Genomic DNA, 19,315 nt, shown 5'->3' with positions numbered 1-19,315 from the left:
AGAAGAGCTGTGAGCACCGAGAACGAGGGCAACGCAGTACCCCCGGCCCCGTCCGCACCCCCCGTGCCGGTGGAAACTCCCGCTGCTTCCGCGCAGGGCGCCTCGCACCCGGGGAGCGCGCCGACCGCTCCGATCCCCGCGGTGCCCGGCACTCCCGGTGCACCGCAGCACGAGTCGGCGCCCGCGGGCATGCCGGCGTACGCGTCGAACGGCGCCGGACAGGGGGCCGACCCCTACGGACAGGCGCCGACCCAGGGCTCCGCCCCCGAAGCGGGCTGGCCGCCTCCGCCGCCCGCCACCCCGTCGTACGCCGACGGCGGCGGCTCGGGTGACGGCGGGGGGTGGGGTTCCTCCTACCAGCAGCCCGCGCCGAAGCCGAGGAACAAGCGCGGCGGTCTGATCGCCGCCGTCCTGGTGGCCGCGCTGGTCGCCGGCGGTGTCGGCGGCGGCATCGGCTACTCGCTGGCCAAGAACGACGACAGCTCCACCGACTCGACGACGGTCTCCGCCCCGAGCAGCAGCGGCGAGGTCAAGCGCGCCTCGGGCACGGTCGCGAACGTCGCGGCCAACGCGCTGCCGAGCACCGTCACCATCGAGGCCCAGAGCACCAACGGCGAGGGCGGCACCGGCACCGGCTTCGTCTTCGACAAGCAGGGCCACATCCTCACCAACAACCACGTGGTGGCGGACGCGGTCGACGGCGGCAAGCTCACCGCCACCTTCCCGAGCGGCAAGAAGTACGACGCCGAGGTGGTCGGCCACGCGCAGGGGTACGACGTCGCGGTCATCAAGCTGAAGAACGCGCCCTCGGACCTGAAGCCGCTCGTCCTCGGCGACTCCGACAAGGTGGCCGTCGGCGACTCCACGATCGCGATCGGCGCTCCCTTCGGCCTGTCCAACACCGTGACCACGGGCATCATCAGCGCCAAGAACCGCCCCGTCGCCTCCAGTGACGGCAGCGCCAGCAGCAAGTCCTCGTACATGAGCGCCCTGCAGACGGACGCCTCGATCAACCCGGGCAACTCCGGCGGTCCCCTGCTCGACGCCTCGGGCGCGGTGATCGGCATCAACTCGGCGATCCAGTCGTCGAGCAGCGGCGGTCTCGGCGGCTCCGGCCAGTCCGGTTCCATCGGCCTCGGCTTCGCGATCCCGATCAACCAGGCCAAGCACGTGGCCCAGCAGCTCATCCAGACCGGCAAGCCGGTGTACGCGAAGATCGGCGCCTCGGTCTCCCTGGAGGAGGGCACCGGCGGGGCGAAGATCACCGAGCAGGGCGCGAGCGGCGCCTCGGCGGTCGAGTCCGGCGGTCCGGCCGCCAAGGCGGGCCTCAAGCCCGGCGACGTCATCACCAAGCTCGACGACATGGTGATCGACAGCGGCCCGACCCTGATCGGCGCGATCTGGACCCACAAGCCGGGCGACACCGTCAAGCTCACCTACACGCGCGACGGCAAGACCCACACGGTCGACGTCACCCTCGGTTCCCGCGAGGGCGACAGCTGACCGTCCGGTCCTGAACGCGAAGGGGTGCCTCCTCGGGGAGGCACCCCTTCCGCGTATGGTCCGGGCGCCGGGAGCGAGCCGCGCCCCGATACGGGTTGCACGGGCCGCGCCCCGGTACGGATCAGACGCGGGGCTTCTTCGTGGACGACGCCCCTTTCTTGCCGCTCGCGCGCTCGGGGGGTACGGGCGGCACGGGGCGCTGCCGGTGGCGGGACGTGCTCTGGCGGGGCGGCCGGGTCAGCGTGATCTGACGGATTAACTGCTGGAAGCAGGTCAACGACGCGAGGGCGGGGACGACGGCGGTGGCCACACCGGTGATCGTCTGGTGGGCGTCGGCCACGCAGAACATCATGGCGACGGACGAGAACAGCAGAACCACGTACCACGAGTGCACGGCCCGGCGTTGGTGCAGGGCCGCTCGCAGGATGGAGAGCGAGGCCACCATCCAGGGGCCGTAGATCAGAAGCGGCCACCAGGGCCCGGTGCCGCTCTGCGCGTTGGAGGCGATGCGCTGCAGCGGCGAGTAGGCCACCATGCCGCTGAAGACGCTCACCATCGACACGGTGGCGGCGGCGACCGCGGCGAGCACGAAGCTGACGGTCTGCAGCCAGTTGCGGGGATTGCGGACCCGAACCTTGCGGTGCCCGGCCGAGGAGCGCCGGATGGGCGGCAGCTCGGCGGTGATCTGCACGAGGTTGTCCATCGGGTCGCCGGTGAGGTCGCCGGTGAACTCGTCCGTGTAGTCCGGCTCGCTGCGCGGGGGCGGCACGGTGGCCTCCTGGTCCGCCGCCGCGGCGTCCTGCAGGAGGTAGGTGAGTTCCTCGACGGGGTCCCAGCCCTGTTCGTTCAGGCCGGTCACGGGATCGCCGTACGGGCCGGTCTCCGTCCCGGCGGGATACCCGGGATGCTGGCCGTAGCGGGCGAACGAGAGGTTCGGGTAGTCGTCATTCACCGGAGCTCGCCCCGGTCGTGTGAGCGCTGTGGCGACGGCGTGGGCGGGCCGCGGGCGAAGGTCTGCTGCCCGCGGCCGGGGCGCACGCGGTGATGCGCGCGCCCGCCCTCCGCCCGGCCGGTACGGCGGGGGACGGGTCCGGGGCCGAGGCCGTGCGGGCCGATGCCGCGAGGGTCGGGACCGGCCGCTCTGTCGTCGCTCCAGAGACGGTCGGAGCGAGAGATCTTGCTTTCGCCATGCTCCGCTAACGCGGCTCCCCCGCCTCCAGGTGTGCGGCAATCGAGTGAGCGCGCGGCGGCGGAAGTATTCACCAAAGCGGCTTTTCGGGTACGTCGGCCGAGGTCGTCCGGCGTGGCGCCGGGCGGCCCCCGCGGGTGCCCGGCCGGTGACTCCCGCGGGCCGGATCGGCACTGGTGGATCCGCTGTGGACCATGCCCCCGCGACCCGCTCGCAGCCGGGTACTCTGTACCCGCTCCACCCGCCTGGGCGGGAGCGGGGTGGGTTGCCCGAGCGGCCTAAGGGAACGGTCTTGAAAACCGTCGTGGCGCGAGTCACCGTGGGTTCAAATCCCACACCCACCGCAGGTGAGAGGCCCCCGACCGGTAGATGGTCGGGGGCCTCCGTCGTGTCCGTCCGCCGCGGGCCGTGCCGCGTCCACCCGGTGCGGGATCCCTCACCGCCTCACCCCTGGCGGGGCGATGAGGCGGTCATCCGGGCCGCCGAGGCGATCGTGGAGCGGGCCTCCCGTTCGGTCAGGCCCGTGCTGATGGCCGCCCGGACGAGCGGGGCGGTGAGCTGGGGGCCGAACCCGTTCTCGTAGGCGCGGCAGGCGGCCCAGAAGAGACGGGTGTTGCGCTGGCCCTCGTGCGCGGCGAGGACGAACTGGACCAGCCCCTGGCCCTGTCGTTCGTTCGCGGACTGCGTGGAGTGCCCGGAGTCCGTGGAGCGGCGGTCGCGGGCCGGAGGCGTGGGCGGGGGCAGGAGCAGGCGCAGGAGTTCGGGCGGGCAGGGCGCGGGCGCGAGCCCGGAGGTGCCGGGAGCCGTCCCGTACACGCCCTGTTCGGTGCGTGAGCCGGGGCCGACGAGGTAGCCGCCGGCGCCGCGGATGTCGATGCCGGGGGCGAGCCGGCTGGCCGAGTTGGGGACGACGACGTCCGGCGGTCCGCTCAGCCACAGATGGCGGCCGCCGCTGGGGGTCACGACGACGACCGTGTCCGGGATCGTGAACAGGTGACGCAGGGCCAGTTCGCGCAGTGCGGTCGAGGAGTCGGTGTCGGACTTGGTGTCGAGGTCGACGCCGATGAGGTGGTGCGGGTGCAGCCCGCAGGCGATGCCGTAGCCGGTGGCCCAGGGGGCGGCGGCGAAGAGCTCGCGGATGCGCCGGGGTTCGGTCGAGGCGTCGTACACGCCGTGCCCGAAGCGGCCGCATTCGCCGTGGCACGGGCGGGGGTCGGGGTCGTCGCGGTGGGGGGAGCGCAGGGCCGGGAGCTTCGTGCGGGACAACGGGATCACCGCGAGTCCGCGCTCGGCCGCGGACAGAGCGTGAGCCAGGGCCAGAGTGGTGGCCCGCCGGTCGATGGTGGCCATGGATCCATAATCGTACGAGTGTTCGAGAAAAGGAAGGGCTCCTCGGGCTCGTGCGGGAGCCGGTCGGGTGAGAGGCGGGAATGGCTGGAAAGGTGCCGAAACGCTTCGGCCGTTGCGGGGCCCGGATCCCCGCGCCACACAGGGGCTGAGCAGGGGTTCCACGTGCGTGAAGGTGGTTTATCGACATGTCATCACGCTTGAGGGGGATTAGCCGCTTCCGGTGTGGTTCGCCCGGGACGACCTGGGCAACTCTGGACTCGCGACGTCGTGGACAGCGCCGAGGCGGCAGGCCGACCGCCTCGGAACAAGCCGTATTTCGCGTACGTCCCGGCTCACCGCCGGTGCGTGCAACCGCTTCTGGAGGAACTCGCATGGCAAGCATCCGTACCGCTCGCGTTCTCGCCACCGCCGCGGCCCTGCCGCTGGCCGCCGCCCTGTTCACCGGGGTCGCCGCGGCGGACAACGGCGCCGTCGCGGACACCGGTTCGAACGCGGGAGCGGCGACCGCCGGGGGCGGGGTCGGGCGCGACAACAGCGGCAACTCCTCCGTCACCCAACAACAGGCGGTCGGCACCGGATCCTCGAACCAGAGCAACACGGCCCAGGTGAACGGCTCCGCGCCCACGGCCCTCAACCAGGGCAACTCGAACGTCCTCGTCAGCTTCGGCGGGCTCTGACGGGCGGGGCCGAGGGACGTCCGTCGGCTGGGGGCTGGGGGCTGAGGGTCGGGGGTCTCTTCGTGGGGCGGGGGTTGGGGGCCTCTTGGCGGGGCGGGGGTCCTGGTCGGGTGGGGTTCCGGGGCGGGGGTGATGCGCGGGGTGGGGTGAGGCAAGGGGCTGTCGGGGCGGGGGATTCGGGGTGAGGTGAGGCGGGGGACGCGGGTGGGGTAGGGCGGGGGACGCAAGGTCCGCGCGACGGTGCTCAGGCGCTGTCGCGCGGACGTGTTCCCGGGCTTGGCCCGCGTGTTCCCGGGCTCACCCCACGCGTTCCCGGGCTCGGCCCCCTTGTTCCCAGGGTCCCGCCCACGGGTTCCCGGGACCGGCCGACGACCTTGACACTCAAAGGTATCTGACGGACAGTCAGAAAACCTTGTTCGTACGAGGTCCGGGAGGGCCGCCGCCGTGCACCTCGCCCCCACCGAGCGCCAGCAGCGGCTGCGCGCCGAACTCCGCACGTACTTCAGGGATCTGATGCCGGACGGACCGCCGCCCGCCGACGAGCCCGCCCGGCAGCGGGAACTGCTGCGCCGCATCGGAGCCGACGGTCTGCTCGGGCTCGGCTGGCCGGTCGAGTACGGCGGGCAGGGGCGCGGAGCGGACGAGCAGTTCGTCTTCTTCGACGAGGCCCACCGGGCCGGCGCACCCGTCTCGATGGTCACGCTGAACACCGTCGGACCGACCCTCATGAAGTACGGCAGCCAGGAGCAGAAGGAGTTCTTCCTGCCGCGCATCCTGAAGGGCGAACTCGTCTTCGCCATCGGGTACTCGGAACCGTCGGCCGGCACCGACCTCGCCTCGCTGCGCACCCGCGCCGTCCGCGAGACCGGCGAGAACGGTGCCGGGGGAGGATCCTGGCGGATCGACGGGCAGAAGATCTTCACGTCCAACGCCCAGAACGCCGACTGGATCTGGCTCGCCTGCCGGACCGACCCGGACGCGCCCCGGCACCGCGGCATCTCGATCCTGCTCGTCCCCACCGACGCCCCCGGCTTCTCGTGGACACCGATCGAGACCGTGGGCGGCCAGACCACCACGGCGACCTACTACGACGGGATCCGCGTCCCGGCCGGGAACCTCGTCGGCGAGGAGAACGGCGGCTGGGGACTCATCACGAACCAGCTCAACCACGAGCGGGTCGCGCTCGCCGCGATCGGCATGCAGGCCGAGGACTTCTACGCGGCCGCGCTGGAGGCGGCCCGCACCCCTGACCCGGTGACCGGGCGGCGCGCGGCGGACGAGCCGTGGGTGCGCTTCCAGCTCGCCGAGGTGCATGCCCGGCTGGCGGCGTCCCGCCTGCTCAACTGGCGTCTGGTGGGGGACGTGGGCGCGGGCGGGCCGGCTCCCGGGGACGCGAGCGGCGTGAAGGTCATGGGGACCGAGTCCGCGGTCGCGGTGTACCGGATGTGCCAGCACGTCGTGGGACCGGAGGCCATGCTCCGCTCCGGTTCCGCCGGGGCGTTCGGGGGCGGCGGACTGGAGCGGATGAACAGGGCGGCCCAGATCAACACGTTCGGGGGCGGGGTGAGCGAGGTGCAACGGGAGATCGTCGCGACGATGCGGCTCGGCATGAGGCGGGGCCGGCGGTGAGCGGCCGGGGCACGCCGGGCGAGGGCCCGGCGACGGGGCACGGCAAGGCGCCCGGCGGCGTGGCGGGGGAAGAGGGGCGGCGGGACGAGACCGTGCGGGCCGAAACCGGGGCCGGGGCCGGGGACAGGGGCGTGGCGCCCGACGGGGCCGGGGACAGGGGTATAGCCCCCGACGGGGACGAGTTGTCGGCGCGTCTGAAGGAGTACGAGGGGCGTTCGGCCACGGCCGGGGGCGTCGGCAGGGACCCGGTCAACGCGCCGATGATCCGCCACTGGTGCGAGGCCATGGGCGACACCAACCCGGCGTACACGGGGCCGGACGCGGTGGCCCCGCCCACCATGCTCCAGGTGTGGACGATGAGCGGCCTCTCCGGCCACGCCGACCGGCCCGGCCGCTCCGAGACCTACGACGAGCTGTTCGCCCTGCTCGACGGCGCCGGATACACCTCGATCGTCGCCACCGACTGCGAACAGGAGTATCTGCGGCCGCTGCGCCCCGGGGACGAGATCACCTTCGACTCGATGATCGAGTCGGTGTCCGGACGCAAGACGACCAAGCTGGGCACCGGGTACTTCGTCACCACGCGCATGGACATCCGGGCGGGCGGCGAGCTCGCCGGGACGCACAGGTTCCGCATCCTCAAGTACGCGCCCGCCCGCCGGAGTCCGCGAGGAGCGGACGCGGCTCCGGTCTCGTCGGACACCGGGCGGCCCGGGAGCGGGCGTCCGCGTCCGGTGGTCAACCGGGACAACGCCGGATTCTGGGAGGGCGTCGGCCGGCACCGGCTGCTCATCCAGCGCTGCACGGCGTGCGGGACGCTGCGTTTCCCGTGGCTGCCCGGGTGCGGGGCGTGCGGCGGCCCGGACTGGGACACGGTCGAGTCGGGCGGTGAGGGGACCGTGTACTCGTACGTCGTCATGCATCATCCGCCGTTCCCGGCCTTCGGCCCTCCCTACGCGGTGGCCCTGGTCGAGCTCGCCGAGGGTGTGCGGATCGTGAGCAACGTGGTGGGGTTGCCGTACGACGCGGTGCGGATCGGGATGCCGGTGCGACTCGAATTCCGGCGGTACGACGAGGACGTGGAACTGCCCGTCTTCCGGGCCGTCACGGCTGCGGTCGGCGGCCCGGGCAGGGAGGGCTGACATGGACTTCACGCCCACCGAGGAGCAGGCCGCCGCCGTGGAGCTGGCCGCGCGGATCCTCGGCGACCACTCCACCCACGAACGCCTCACCGCGGCCGGTACGGGCAGCGACGCCGGGCTGTGGAAGGAGCTGTGCGCCGCCGGACTCGTGGCGGCGGTCGCGGACACCGGGCTCCTCGGGCTCGTCCTGATGCTGGAGGAACAGGGACGCGTCACGGCGCAGGTGCCGTTCGCCGCGAGCTGTGTGTACGGGCTGCTCGCGGTGGCGAGGCACGGATCGCCGGAGCAGCGCGAACGGCTGCTGCCGGGGATCGCCGACGGGACGGTGGTGGTGACCGGCGCCATAACGGGCCCGGGAGCCGTTCTGTCGACCCCGGCGCCCTCCCCCGCCTCCACTTACGGATCCGCGCCGCCCTCCCCCTCCCTCTTCTCCTCCTCCGGGACGCTGACCGGGGTTCTTCCCGCCGTGCCGTGGCTGCGCGACGCCACCCATGTGCTCGTGGCCGACGACCACCGCCGGCTCTGGCTGGTGCGCACCGCGGAGGCGGCGGCGAGCGAACCGGTCGAGCTGACCGCGCCCTGGTCGGCGGGGCGGCTGACGCTGGACGGGACGCCGGGGGAGACGCTGGGCGCGGCCGACGCGTGCGAGGACCTCCTGGCGACGGCCCGTACCGCGTTCGCCGGGCTCCAGGCCGGTGTGTGCGCGGGTTCGCTGGCGCGGGCGGTCGAGCACACGAACGCGCGCGAGCAGTTCGGGCAGCCGCTCGCGGCCCGGCAGGGAGTCCAACTGCGTGCCGCCGACGCGTACATGGACACCGAGGCGATACGGGTGACGGCGTACGAGGCCGCGTGGCGGCGCGACGAGGGGCTGCCGTACGCGACGCACGCCCTCACGGCCGCCTGGTGGGCGTCCGAGGCGGGCCGGCGCGTGGTGCACGCGGGCCAGCATCTGCACGGCGGGGCGGGCGCCGACCTCGGGCACCCCGTGCACCGGCACTTCCTGTGGGGCAGGCAACTGGACGCGTATCTGGGCTGTGGAGGCGAACTGCTCCAGGAGCTGGGGGAGCTGATCGCGAACGGGAAGGTGGAGACATGAGGGTGGGCGACGTACTGCCGCCGCTGGAGATCGAGATCACCCGCACGTTGATCGTGGCCGGGGCGATCGCCTCACGGGACTACCAGGACGTCCATCACGACGCGGAACTGGCGCGGGCGAAGGGATCGCCGGACATCTTCATGAACATCCTGACGACCAACGGCCTGGTCGGACGGTATGTGACCGACCATTTCGGCCCGGACGCCGTGCTGCGCAGGGTGGCGATCCGGCTGGGCGCCCCCAACCACCCGAGAGACACCATGGTGTTGACCGGATCCGTCGAGGAGGTCGAGGGCGACACGGCGACGGTCAGGATCCTCGGCGCCAACCGCGTCGGCCGGCACGTCATGGGCACGGTGACGGTGACGGTCCCGGCGGGCGGTGCCGCATGAGCGCGCGCAGGCGGGACGGCCTCGGCGGCCGGGCGGCGATCGCGGGCATCGGGGCCACCGCGTTCTCCAAGGATTCGGGACGCAGCGAGCTGCGGCTGGCGGTCGAGGCGGTGCGGGCCGCGCTCGACGACGCGGGCCTGACGCCGGGCGACGTGGACGGTCTGGTGACGTTCACGATGGACACCAGCCCGGAGATCACGGTCGCGCAGGCCGCCGGGATCGGAGAGCTGTCCTTCTTCTCGCGCGTCCACTACGGCGGCGGCGCGGCGTGCGCGACCGTCCAGCAGGCGGCGCTCGCGGTCGCCACCGGCGTGGCCGAGGTCGTGGTCTGCTACCGGGCGTTCAACGAGCGGTCGGGGCGCAGATTCGGCTCGGGGGTGCAGCGGCGGGAGCCGTCGGCCGAGGGCGCGGCCCTGGGCTGGGCCCTGCCGTTCGGGCTGCTCACCCCGGCCTCCTGGGTGGCGATGGCGGCCCAGCGGTATCTGCACACGTACGGACTGACTCCCGAGGCGTTCGGCCATGTCGCGGTGGTGGACCGCAAGTACGCGGCGACGAATCCGGCCGCGTACTTCCACGGCAGACCGATCACCCTGGCGGATCACGCGGCCTCGCGGTGGATCGTGGAGCCGCTGCGGCTGCTGGACTGCTGCCAGGAGACCGATGGCGGCCAGGCGCTGGTGGTCACCTCCGTGGAGCGGGCCCGCGACCTGCCGCACCCCCCGGCCGTGGTCACCGCCGCCGCCCAGGGCGCGGGCCGGGCGCAGGAGCAGATGACCAGCTTCTACCGTGACGACCTCACCGGGCTTCCGGAGACCGGCGTCGTGGCCCGGCAGCTGTGGCGCACCGCGGGGATGGGCCCGGCGGACATCGACGTGGGCATCCTCTACGACCACTTCACCCCGTTCGTGCTGATGCAGCTCGAGGAGTTCGGCTTCTGCAAGCCGGGGGAGGCCGCGGACTTCGTCGCCGAGGAGAGGCTGCCCCTGAACACGCACGGGGGGCAGCTCGGGGAGGCGTATCTGCACGGGATGAACGGGATCGCGGAGGGTGTACGGCAGCTACGGGGCAGCTCCGTGAACCAGGTGCCCGGCGCCGGCCGTGTGCTGGTGACCGCGGGCACCGGGGTCCCGACCTCGGGCCTGATCCTCGGCGCCGACGCCTGAGAACCCCGCCAGGGGAATCACCCGTACTTCCCGGCCCCGAAGGACCGACCCGCCCGGCCGGGCGCCCCCCCTGTTCTCTCGCCCCCTCCGCCCCTACCCGTCCCGTACCTGGGGCTCCGCCCCAGACCCCGCTCCTCAAACGCCGGAGGGGCTGAACTTTCGCCGGCCGGGGCTGGAACTGTCTGGACCCTGGACCCGCAGGCGGGATCCGGCGTCAGGGGACGTGGCGGTACATCGATGGCCGTCGCCACCGACGGTCACTCCTCACCCGACGGCGACGGGCTGATGTACCGGCGCGGCCCCGACCCACCCACCGGACAGAACCGCGCCCGGCGACCGTCTCAGGGGTGAACCCTCAGACGGGGTGACCCGCTTGTCCACCTTCAGGAGGTGAGGCAGGCCCCGTCTCTACAACCTGAGGCGGACACCGCTTCGGGACCTGCGGCCGATCCGCCGGACGAGGGGGCGAACCTAGCGTGGAGCCATGACCCCACTCGTCTGCACGAGCGCCTCGAACGCCGCCACCGGGGCGGCCCGGACCCTTTCGTACCCCTCGTTCTCGTCGTACGTGAAGGCGCGGCAGCCGGTGCTGCTGCGTACCGCCCGGTCGCTCACCGCCAACCCGAGCGACGCCGAGGACCTGCTGCAGACGGCACTGACGAAGACGTACGTGGCCTGGGACCGGATCGAGGACCACCGCGCGCTGGACGGCTATGTGCGGCGCGCCCTGCTGAACACGCGGACGTCGCAGTGGCGCAAGCGCAAGGTCGACGAGTTCGTCTGCGAGGAGCTGCCCGAGCCGGAGGGGCTCCCGGCCGCCGACCCCGCCGAACAGCAGGCCCTGCACGACGCGATGTGGCGGGCGATCATGAAGCTGCCGGCGCGGCAGCGCGCGATGGTGGTGCTGCGCTACTACGAGGACCTGAGCGAGGCCCAGACCGCGGAGGTCCTCGGGGTCTCCGTCGGCACGGTCAAGTCGGCGGTCTCCCGTGCACTGGGGAAACTGCGCGAGGACCCCGAGCTGCTCCCCGTCCGCCAGGAAGCCACCCGTCCACAGGCCCGGCGCCCGGCCCCCGAGCACGCCTCGCGGTGATCGATCATTCCGGGGCCTAGTGACATACCACGCGGTATGTGCGCAGAATCAGCGCAACCCATTACTACCGCGTAGGCAATGTCGCCCCCGGGAGGACGCCGTGCTGAGCACGATGCAGGACGTACCGCTGACTGTGACCCGCATTCTGGAGCACGGGGCGCTGATCCACGGAGAGTCGCAGATCACGACCTGGACCGGCGAGGGCGAACCGCACCGCCGCAGCTTCCGCGAGGCCGGCCGCCGCGCGCACCAGCTCGCCCACGCCCTGCGCGACGACCTCGGGGTGACGGGCGACGAGCGCGTCGCGACCCTGATGTGGAACAACGCCGAGCACGTCGAGGCGTACTACGCGATCCCCTCCATGGGCGCCGTGCTGCACACCCTGAACCTCCGCCTCCCGGCCGAGCAGCTCGTCTTCATCGTCAACCACGCGGCCGACCGCGTCGTCATCGCCAACGGCTCGCTGCTCCCGCTCCTCGCGCCGCTCCTCCCCCACCTCCCGACACTGGAGCACGTGGTGGTCTCGGGCCCCGGCGACCGTTCGGTGCTCGACGGGACGGGCGTGCGGGTGCACGACTACGAGGAACTGCTCGCCGGGAAGCCGGAGGTCTTCGACTGGCCGGAGATCGACGAGCGGCAGGCCGCGGCCATGTGCTACACCTCCGGGACCACCGGAGACCCCAAGGGCGTGGTGTACTCCCACCGTTCGATCTACCTGCACTCCATGCAGGTCAACATGGCCCAGTCGATGGGGCTCACCGACCACGACACGACCCTCGTCGTCGTCCCGCAGTTCCACGTCAACGCCTGGGGCCTGCCGCACGCGACCTTCATGTCCGGCATCAACATGCTGATGCCGGACCGTTTCCTCCAGCCCGCGCCCCTCGCCGAGATGATCGAGAGCGAGCGGCCCACGCACGCCGCCGCCGTCCCGACGATCTGGCAGGGCCTGCTCGCCGAGCTGACCGCCAAGCCCCGTGACGTCTCCTCCCTCACCCAGGTGACCATCGGCGGCTCGGCCTGTCCGCCCTCGCTGATGGCCGCCTTCGACGATCTGGGCATGCGGGTCAGCCACGCCTGGGGCATGACCGAGACCTCCCCGCTCGGCACCGTCGCCCGTCCGCCGGCCCACGCGGTGGGCACGGAGGAGGAGTTCGCCTACCGTCTCACGCAGGGCCGCTTCCCGGCGGGCGTCGAGGCCCGTCTGACCGGCCCCGGCGGCGAACGTCTCCCGTGGGACGGCGAGTCCGCGGGCGAGCTGGAGGTCCGTGGCCCGTGGATCGCCGGCGCCTACTACGGCGGCAACGACGGGGAACCGCTGCGCCCCGCCGACAAGTTCAGCGAGGACGGCTGGCTCAAGACCGGTGACGTCGGCACGATCAGCCCGGACGGCTTCCTGACCCTCACCGACCGCGCCAAGGACGTCATCAAGTCGGGCGGCGAGTGGATCTCCTCGGTCGACCTGGAGAACGCCCTCATGTCCCACCCGGACGTGACCGAGGCCGCGGTCGTGGCCGTTCCCGACGAGAAGTGGGGCGAGCGCCCGCTGGCCACCGTCGTCCTGAAGGAGGGCTCCACCGCGGACTTCGAGACCCTGCGCGCCTTCCTCGCGGCCGAGGGCAAGATCGCCAAGTGGCAGCTCCCCGAGCGCTGGTCGATCGTCGAGGCCGTCCCGAAGACGAGCGTCGGCAAGTTCGACAAGAAGGTGATCCGCAAGCGGTACGCCGAGGGCAGCCTGGACGTGACCAAGCTCTGACCCTGACGACGTGAACACACAGGCCGGGCGGGGAGCTCCGAGGCTCCCCACCCGGCCTGCGCGTGTGTCACGGTCGTACGGGGCAGAACCCCACGGCGCTCCCGTACCGGGGCCCTACGGCGCTCCCGTACCGGGCCCTACGACGCTCGGGTACCGAGGCCGTACCGGCGGCTCCGGTACCGGGCCCCACGGCGCTCTCGTACGGCCCTAGTTGGTGCCGATGCGGGCCAGGAGGTCGACGATCCGGTCCTGGACCTCGTCGCTCGTCGAGCGTTCGGCGAGGAACAGCACCGACTCCCCCGCCGCCAGCCGCGGCAGTTCGGAGGCGTCGACGGCGGCGGTGTAGACGACGAGCGGTGTGCGGTTCAACTGCCCGTTCGCACGCAGCCAGTCGACGATCCCGGCCCGTCGGCGCCGTACCTGCAACAGGTCCATCACCACGAGGTTCGGCCGCATCTGCGCGGCCAGCGTGACCGCGTCCTCGTCCGTCGAGGCGCGCGCGACCTGCATCCCGCGCCGCTCCAGCGTCGCCGTCAGCGCGAGCGCGATCTCCGCGTGCTCCTCGATGAGCAGCACGCGCGGCGGGTGCTGCTCGGAGTCGCGCGGCGCGAGCGCCTTCAGGAGTACGGCGGGGTCGGCGCCGTACGCCGCCTCGCGCGTCGCCTGTCCGAGTCCGGCCGTCACCAGGACGGGAACCTCCGCGGCCACGGCGGCCTGGCGCAGGGACTGCAGCGCCGTGCGGGTGATCGGTCCGGTCAGCGGGTCGACGAACAGCGCGGCGGGGAACGCGGCGATCTGCGCGTCGACCTCCTCGCGGGAGTTCACGATGACCGGCCGGTAGCCGCGGTCGCTCAGCGCCTGCTGGGTGCCGGCGTCGGGCGCCGGCCACACGAGCAGCCGCCGCGGGTTGTCCAGCGGCTCCGGGGGCAGTTCGTCGTCCACGGGCCGCGGCTGCGGCGGGTCGGCGACCTCGACGGCACCGCCGGGACCGTCGAGCGGCTCGGGGCCCTCGGCGGCGTTCTCGTCCGGTGCTCCTATGGCGTAGGACCGTCCGGCGCCCTCGGTGGTACCGGGCCGCCGCGGTCCCCCGCCGGGCTGGGCGCCCTGCGGAAGGGCGCGGGCGGCGGTGTCCGGGCGCTCGGCGGCGGGCTCGGGCGGCGTGCCGAGCTTGCGGCGGCGGCCCGCGCCGTTGGTCGCGTGCGGGGGAGGGGTCGGGGCCTGCACGCCGCTGCCGGGATGGGCCGCCGGGGCCTGGCGGGCGAACGGAACACCCTGGCCGAGCGTGCGCACGCTTATGGCACGGCCCTGCGTCGAGTTGGGGTCGGCCGCGGCGGACGCGGGCGCCGCCTCGGCGGGCAGCGGCTGGGCGACCCGCGCGGCCGGGCGCTCCGGGGGGAGCGGGGCGGGAGTCGCCTGGGCGGCCGGGGCCGCCGTGGTCGCCGCGGCTGCGGCGGTCGCCGCGTTCGCCGCCGGGAGCGCGGGCTGGGCACCGGCGCCGGTGGTGTTCGCGTCGGGCCAGGGCTGGGCCGCCGGACCGGACGCGGCACCCGGCTGCGCGGCGACCGGGACGGCCTGCCCCGGAACGCCCTGAGCGGGAACCGGCTGTCCGGGAAGTCCCTGAGCGGGAACCGGCTGTCCGGGAAGTCCCTGAGCGGGAACCGGCTGCCCGGGAACACCCTGCGCGGGAACGGCCTGTCCGGGAACGCCCTGAGCCGGAACCGGCTGAGCGGAGAGTCCCTGTGCCGGTACGGGCTGTCCGGGGAGTCCCTGTGCCGGGACAGGCTGCTGCCCGGGAACTCCCTGTGCCGGGACGGGCTGCTGCCCGGGAAGTCCCTGTGCCGGGACCGGCTGTCCCGGACCGCCCGATGCCGGACGGGCCTGCGCGGGGGCCGCGCCCGCCGCTTCGGGCGCGCCTTCGGCGAGCTGACGGGCACGTCGGCGCCCCGTCGGGGCGGCGGTCGGGTGCGGCTGCGGCGGGGTGTGATCGTCGTCGGGGTCGTGCCGCATCGCGTCGTGGCGGCCGTCGGGCTGCTGGGCCAGCGCGACCTGGGCCTGCACCTGGGCCTGAACCTGGTCCTGCGCCGCCTGGGCCACCTGCGCCCGCGCGGCCTGGACCTCGGCGGCGTGGGCCTCGGCGGCCTGTTCCTGCGCGGCCTGCGCCTGCGCGGCGGCCTGGACGTACTCCGGCGAACGGTCCGCCTCGGCCGGCGGCAACGCGAACACCGCACGGGCGCCCGTGTCCTGCGCGGCGGCACGCTCGGCCGCCTCGGCCAGCGCACGGCGGCGCCGCCCGGTCGGCCGCCCCGCCTCGTCGGCGGAGCCGTCGTCCTCGCCGGGACCGTCGGCCGGGGCCGCGGGCGCGGCCGGCAGCGCGTTCTGCTCGCCGTCGCGGCGCGCACGCCGTCCGGAAGGCACCGGCACCCCCTGCGGAGGCACCGTCCCGCCCAGCCCGGACCCCACGGCCGCGGTTCCCGCGCCGTGCTCGCCCGCCATCACGACCGCACCTTCGGAGACCCCGTCGGGCGCGTCCGGGGCCGCACCCGTGCCGTCGGCGGGGCTGGGCCGGCCACGACGCCGTCCGGTACCGCCGGAGCCGTCCTCGGAGGCGTCGCCCTGCTGCTCCTGCGCCGGAACCGCGGGCTCGACCGCCGCCTGCTCCTCCGCGGCACGCCGGCGACGGCGCCCGGTGGGAGCGGTCGCGCCGGCCGCCTCGACGGCGTTCGGACCGGACTCCCCCGACTCCTCGCTCTCCAGGAAGGCGTCCGTCGAGGCACGCCGGGCCCGCCGTCGGCCACCGCTCTGCTGCGGGGTCGGCTCGGCCAGGGCGATCTCGGTGCCGACGGGCACCACGGAGTCGAACGGGACCGCGCCCGCCCCACCGCCGATGGGCACCTCGAGGACGTACGCGCTGCCGCTCATCCCCGGCACCTCGTGCGTCTGGAGCACACCGCCGTGCGCGCGCACGATCCCGCGCACGATCGGCTCGTGCACCGGATCTCCCCCGGCGTACGGCCCGCGAACCTCGATACGGACGACCTCGCCGCGCTGCGCCGCCGCCACGACGACCGTGTTGTCCATGTAACCGCCCGCGGACACCGGCGCGTTGCCGGTCGCGTCGACGCCCGCGACGTCCGCGACGAGGTGGGCGAGGGCGCGCGCGAGACGCTGCGGGTCGACCTCGGCCTCGATGGGCGGCGCGTGCACGGCGAACTGCACGCGGCCGGGACCGATCAGGTCGACGGCGCCTTCGACACCGGCCGCGACCACGGCGTCGAGCATCACGTTCGTACGGAAGATCGTGTCGATGCCCGCGTCCAGCCGCTGGTAGCCGAGGACGTTGTCGACGAGCGTGGTGATGCGCGAGTAGCCGGCGGCGAGGTGGTGGAGCACCTGGTTGGCCTCGGGCCAGAGCTGCCCGGCGTCGTCGGCGGCGAGCTTGGCGAGTTCGCCGCGGAGCTGGTCCAGGGGGCCGCGCAGGGAGTGGCCGAGGACGGCGAGCAACTGCTCGTGCCGGGCGGCCAGCGCCTCGTAGCGGTCCTTCTCGCGTTCGCCGAGCGCCGCGTACCGCTCCTCGCCGGCGGCGATTTCCTCCTCGTGCCCCTCGGTGAGTTCGGTGAGTTCGGTGCTGTGCCGCTCACGCAGCTTCTCGAGCTCGGCGGTGTGCTCCTCGCCGAGCCGCTCCAGCTCCTCGGCGTGCCGGGTGTCGGCCGCCTCCTTCTCCTCGACGAGGGTGTCGTACGGGCGCCGGTCGGTGAAGGTCATGACGGCGCCGACGAGCTGGTCCCCGTCGCGCACCGGAGAGGTCGTCAGGTCGACCGGCACCTTGTCCCCGGACTTCGACCACAGCACCTGGCCGCGCACCCGGTGCTTGCGTCCGGAGCGCAGGGTGTCGGCGAGCGGCGACTCCGCGTAGGGGAAGGGCTCGCCGTCCGCCCGCGAGTGCAGGATCAGGGTGTGCAGTTCCCGGCCGCCGAGGTCGCTGGCGCGGTATCCGAGGATCTGGGCGGCGGCGGGGTTGACGAGGACGACGCGGCCGTCGGTGTCCGTCCCGACCACGCCCTCGGCCGCGGCGCGCAGGATCATCTCGGTCTGGCGCTGCGAGCGCGCGAGCTCGGCCTCGGTGTCGACGGTGCCCGACAGATCGCGTACGACGAGCATGAGCAGCTCGTCGGGGAGAGGGCCGTAGTTGTCGTAGGCCTGCTGGCCGCTCTCCAGGTTCGCGCTGGTGACCTCGACCGGGAACTCCGAGCCGTCGGTCCGCCGCGCGGTCATCCGGGTCGGCTTGGTCCGCCCGCGCTCGTCGGTGCTGTCGGGACGCCGCATGGAGCCGGGGATCAGCTTCGAGTCGAACTCGGGCAGCAGATCGAGGAGCCCGCGGCCCACCAGGGCGGTGCCCGGGGTCTCGAAGGCCTCCAGGGCGATCGTGTTGGCGTTGACGACGGTCCCGTTGGCGTTGACCAGGACCAGCGCATCCGGCAGCGCGTCCAGTATGGCTGCGAGGCGAGCAGCGCCTCGGGATGGCCTGCTGCTCACGAGACGCTTCCTCCCTGTTACCGCACCTTGCCGCCCGCGGAGGCCATCTTGCCAACCGGTCCGCGGCGTGTCACGCGAGGGAGTCTACGGGCAGAGGTTGCGCTCGCGATGCCGGATGAGAGGGAGGTCGCACACATATGAGACGCAGAAGCGGCGTAGAACCTGTGACCACGCATTTCACCGTACGGAACCGTGAGAGCACCGTGAGATCACCGTGACTTCGCCGTGTCCTCGGTCCCGAGTCCGCCGTCTCCCCGGTCCGCGGCACCTAGGCGTGGGTGCCGGGCAGGACGGGCACGAGGGCGTTCCAGCGCGAGATCTCGCACCCGTTCGAGCGGTCGTAGCGCGCGTCGACGGGGCGCCCCGCCCATGTCCCGGTGACATGCGCGGTGGCCGGACCCCCGTAGACCATCGTGCACAGGGCGTCCGGCGGCACCGGGGCGAAGGTGTCCTTGCCCCAGGTGGTCATCCGGTCCAGTCGGTCGCAGGCCTCCGCCGCGTGCGGGTGGGTGCCGCCGGCGGGGTGGCACTCCAGCTCGAACGTCCCGTCCGCGCCGCCGCCCACGCCGTCGACGGTGACGGTGAGCCGGTCGGAGGAGTCCTCAGGACGGGCCGGCGGGGGCATGAGCGCCGGCGCGACGAGGCCGTACGCGGCGGCGACGGCCCGCGCGGACGGCGTCCCTGCGGGGAACAGCGACGCCGGTCCGCCGGTGAACGCGGCGGAGGACCCGGCGGGGGACGCCGCCGGTACGGGGAACACTCCGGGGGCGTCGGAGAGGGTCCCCGCGACGGCGCCGGGCACCGAGGAGAGCGCGGCGGAGGCGGACACGGCGGCGGTGAGGAGCAGTCGGCGCAACATGACCTGCCTAACGCGGAGCGACCCACCCGGTTGCGTGTTCGCGGGGGCTTTGCAGTGCGGCGTATCCGCCTAGTACCGTGGGGGGCGATTGGTGACACCGCGCTCGTCTGTGTCATCATCTGCACGCACCACTCGCGCTCGCGTGAGGGGTTGTGCGGGAGGCGTCGCCTAGTCCGGTCTATGGCGCCGCACTGCTAATGCGGTTTGGGACTTCAATCCCATCGAGGGTTCAAATCCCTCCGCCTCCGCGCGAAGATCCGAAACCCCGGTCCACTGGACCGGGGTTTCGGCGTTCCAGGGGTCCGCGCGACCTGCCGAGCGCGCCCGCGCCCAGGGCGTCCGCGAGCGCCCGGAAGCACGTTTGCCCAGCTCACAAGGGGTGAGGCAAATGGATTTCACATGGCGGCGGCAGTCATGTAATGTTCTTCCTGTCGCCGCGAGCGGGGCAAAAGCCCGGGGAGCGAAGGCAAGAACAAAAACAGAACAAGCACTCGTAGCTTAACGGATAGAGCATCTGACTACGGATCAGAAGGTTGCAGGTTCGAATCCTGCCGAGTGCACACAGATCAAAGGCCCCGCCGGTTGAACCGGCGGGGCCTTTGACATCAGCGGGTGACATCAACGCGGCCTACATCACCTACATCGGCCGCGCGGACGACTTCATCAAGGCACCCGACTACAAGATCTTCTCTTTGGGGTCGTCGCCCAACGCGTCGTCCATCCGATCCGCAGCCGCGCGCAGCGTCGTGCTCATCACGTGCGCGTAGGCGTCCAGCGTCATGGTGATCGTGCTGAGCCCCAGCGTCTCCATGATGGGTCGGGCGTCGACGCCTTGAGCGAGCAGCAGGGACGCGCAGGTGTGCCGGAGGTCGTGCACCCGGACCCGCCGCACCCGGGCATTACGGCACAGGATCGTGAGCATCCGGTCCAGGC

General features: G+C 73.1%; 14 protein-coding genes and 3 tRNA genes. 12 read left to right on the top strand and 5 right to left on the bottom strand.

Annotation, left to right across the window (positions count from 1 at the left end; translation table 11 throughout):
- Window positions 1–9: 9 nt before the first annotated feature.
- Entirely contained in the window at window positions 10–1,503 is a 1,494-nt protein-coding gene (locus ACZ4TO_RS23275) for a S1C family serine protease (RefSeq protein ID WP_385042932.1), read from the top strand.
- A 121-nt stretch (window positions 1,504–1,624) separates the two neighbouring features.
- Here ACZ4TO_RS23275 and ACZ4TO_RS23270 read toward each other — a convergent pair whose 3' ends face one another.
- Window positions 1,625–2,455 (bottom strand): DUF2637 domain-containing protein, encoded by an 831-nt coding sequence (locus tag ACZ4TO_RS23270; RefSeq protein ID WP_468025110.1) that lies wholly within the window; start codon window positions 2,453–2,455, stop codon window positions 1,625–1,627.
- A 496-nt stretch (window positions 2,456–2,951) separates the two neighbouring features.
- Between ACZ4TO_RS23270 and ACZ4TO_RS23265 the strand changes: the two genes are divergently transcribed.
- Window positions 2,952–3,036 (top strand) — tRNA-Ser (locus ACZ4TO_RS23265).
- A 100-nt stretch (window positions 3,037–3,136) separates the two neighbouring features.
- Here ACZ4TO_RS23265 and ACZ4TO_RS23260 read toward each other — a convergent pair.
- Window positions 3,137–4,042 (bottom strand): bifunctional DNA primase/polymerase, encoded by a 906-nt coding sequence (locus tag ACZ4TO_RS23260; protein WP_468025109.1) that lies wholly within the window; start codon window positions 4,040–4,042, stop codon window positions 3,137–3,139.
- A gap of 371 nt (window positions 4,043–4,413) precedes the next feature.
- Here ACZ4TO_RS23260 and ACZ4TO_RS23255 point away from each other — a divergent pair, with 371 nt between their 5' ends.
- The 8 genes from ACZ4TO_RS23255 to ACZ4TO_RS23220 all read left to right on the top strand — a co-directional run bounded on the left by ACZ4TO_RS23255 (window position 4,414) and on the right by ACZ4TO_RS23220 (window position 12,990).
- Window positions 4,414–4,719 (top strand): hypothetical protein, encoded by a 306-nt coding sequence (locus ACZ4TO_RS23255; RefSeq protein WP_468025108.1) that lies wholly within the window; start codon window positions 4,414–4,416, stop codon window positions 4,717–4,719.
- Window positions 4,720–5,163: 444 nt separating this feature from the next.
- Window positions 5,164–6,348, top strand: coding sequence for an acyl-CoA dehydrogenase family protein (locus tag ACZ4TO_RS23250; protein WP_385042936.1), 1,185 nt, complete (start codon window positions 5,164–5,166; stop codon window positions 6,346–6,348).
- A 131-nt stretch (window positions 6,349–6,479) separates the two neighbouring features.
- Entirely contained in the window at window positions 6,480–7,490 is a 1,011-nt protein-coding gene (locus ACZ4TO_RS23245; protein WP_468025107.1) for a bifunctional MaoC family dehydratase N-terminal/OB-fold nucleic acid binding domain-containing protein, read from the top strand.
- Window position 7,491: 1 nt separating this feature from the next.
- Complete coding sequence (locus ACZ4TO_RS23240) at window positions 7,492–8,586, top strand: acyl-CoA dehydrogenase family protein (RefSeq protein WP_468025106.1); 1,095 nt, start codon at window positions 7,492–7,494, stop codon at window positions 8,584–8,586.
- Entirely contained in the window at window positions 8,583–8,978 is a 396-nt protein-coding gene (locus tag ACZ4TO_RS23235; RefSeq protein ID WP_468025105.1) for a MaoC family dehydratase, read from the top strand. The genes ACZ4TO_RS23240 and ACZ4TO_RS23235 overlap by 4 nt, the downstream gene beginning before the upstream one ends.
- Window positions 8,975–10,141, top strand: a complete 1,167-nt coding sequence (locus ACZ4TO_RS23230) for a lipid-transfer protein (protein ID WP_382783010.1) — start codon at window positions 8,975–8,977, stop codon at window positions 10,139–10,141. Before ACZ4TO_RS23235 ends, ACZ4TO_RS23230 begins: the two co-directional genes overlap by 4 nt.
- Before the next feature lie 484 nt (window positions 10,142–10,625).
- Window positions 10,626–11,234 (top strand): SigE family RNA polymerase sigma factor, encoded by a 609-nt coding sequence (locus tag ACZ4TO_RS23225; RefSeq protein ID WP_382783007.1) that lies wholly within the window; start codon window positions 10,626–10,628, stop codon window positions 11,232–11,234.
- Window positions 11,235–11,334: 100 nt separating this feature from the next.
- Complete coding sequence (locus ACZ4TO_RS23220; RefSeq protein WP_468025104.1) at window positions 11,335–12,990, top strand: long-chain fatty acid--CoA ligase; 1,656 nt, start codon at window positions 11,335–11,337, stop codon at window positions 12,988–12,990.
- Between the two features lie 207 nt (window positions 12,991–13,197).
- On the opposite strand, the gene ACZ4TO_RS23215 is transcribed toward ACZ4TO_RS23220, so the two are convergent.
- Both ACZ4TO_RS23215 and ACZ4TO_RS23210 read right to left on the bottom strand, forming a co-directional pair.
- Window positions 13,198–17,523, bottom strand: coding sequence for a hybrid sensor histidine kinase/response regulator (locus ACZ4TO_RS23215; protein ID WP_468025103.1), 4,326 nt, complete (start codon window positions 17,521–17,523; stop codon window positions 13,198–13,200).
- A 268-nt stretch (window positions 17,524–17,791) separates the two neighbouring features.
- Window positions 17,792–18,382, bottom strand: coding sequence for an SSI family serine proteinase inhibitor (locus ACZ4TO_RS23210; RefSeq protein WP_468025102.1), 591 nt, complete (start codon window positions 18,380–18,382; stop codon window positions 17,792–17,794).
- Window positions 18,383–18,539: 157 nt separating this feature from the next.
- On the opposite strand from ACZ4TO_RS23210, the gene ACZ4TO_RS23205 reads away from it, so the two are divergent.
- Both ACZ4TO_RS23205 and ACZ4TO_RS23200 read left to right on the top strand, forming a co-directional pair.
- Window positions 18,540–18,630: transfer RNA gene (locus tag ACZ4TO_RS23205), tRNA-Ser, on the top strand.
- A gap of 239 nt (window positions 18,631–18,869) precedes the next feature.
- A tRNA-Arg gene (locus ACZ4TO_RS23200) sits at window positions 18,870–18,942 on the top strand.
- A 116-nt stretch (window positions 18,943–19,058) separates the two neighbouring features.
- On the opposite strand, the gene ACZ4TO_RS23195 is transcribed toward ACZ4TO_RS23200, so the two are convergent.
- Window positions 19,059–19,304 carry a tyrosine-type recombinase/integrase gene (locus tag ACZ4TO_RS23195; RefSeq protein WP_468025101.1) on the bottom strand — a complete coding sequence of 82 codons (246 nt, stop codon included), beginning with the start codon at window positions 19,302–19,304 and terminating at the stop codon, window positions 19,059–19,061.
- Window positions 19,305–19,315 lie beyond the last annotated feature (11 nt).

The sequence above is a fragment of the Streptomyces sp. NPDC028298 genome (genome assembly GCF_055565895.1).
Note: the sequence above shows the minus strand (reverse complement) of the source record. Positions and strands in the feature narration are given on the sequence as shown.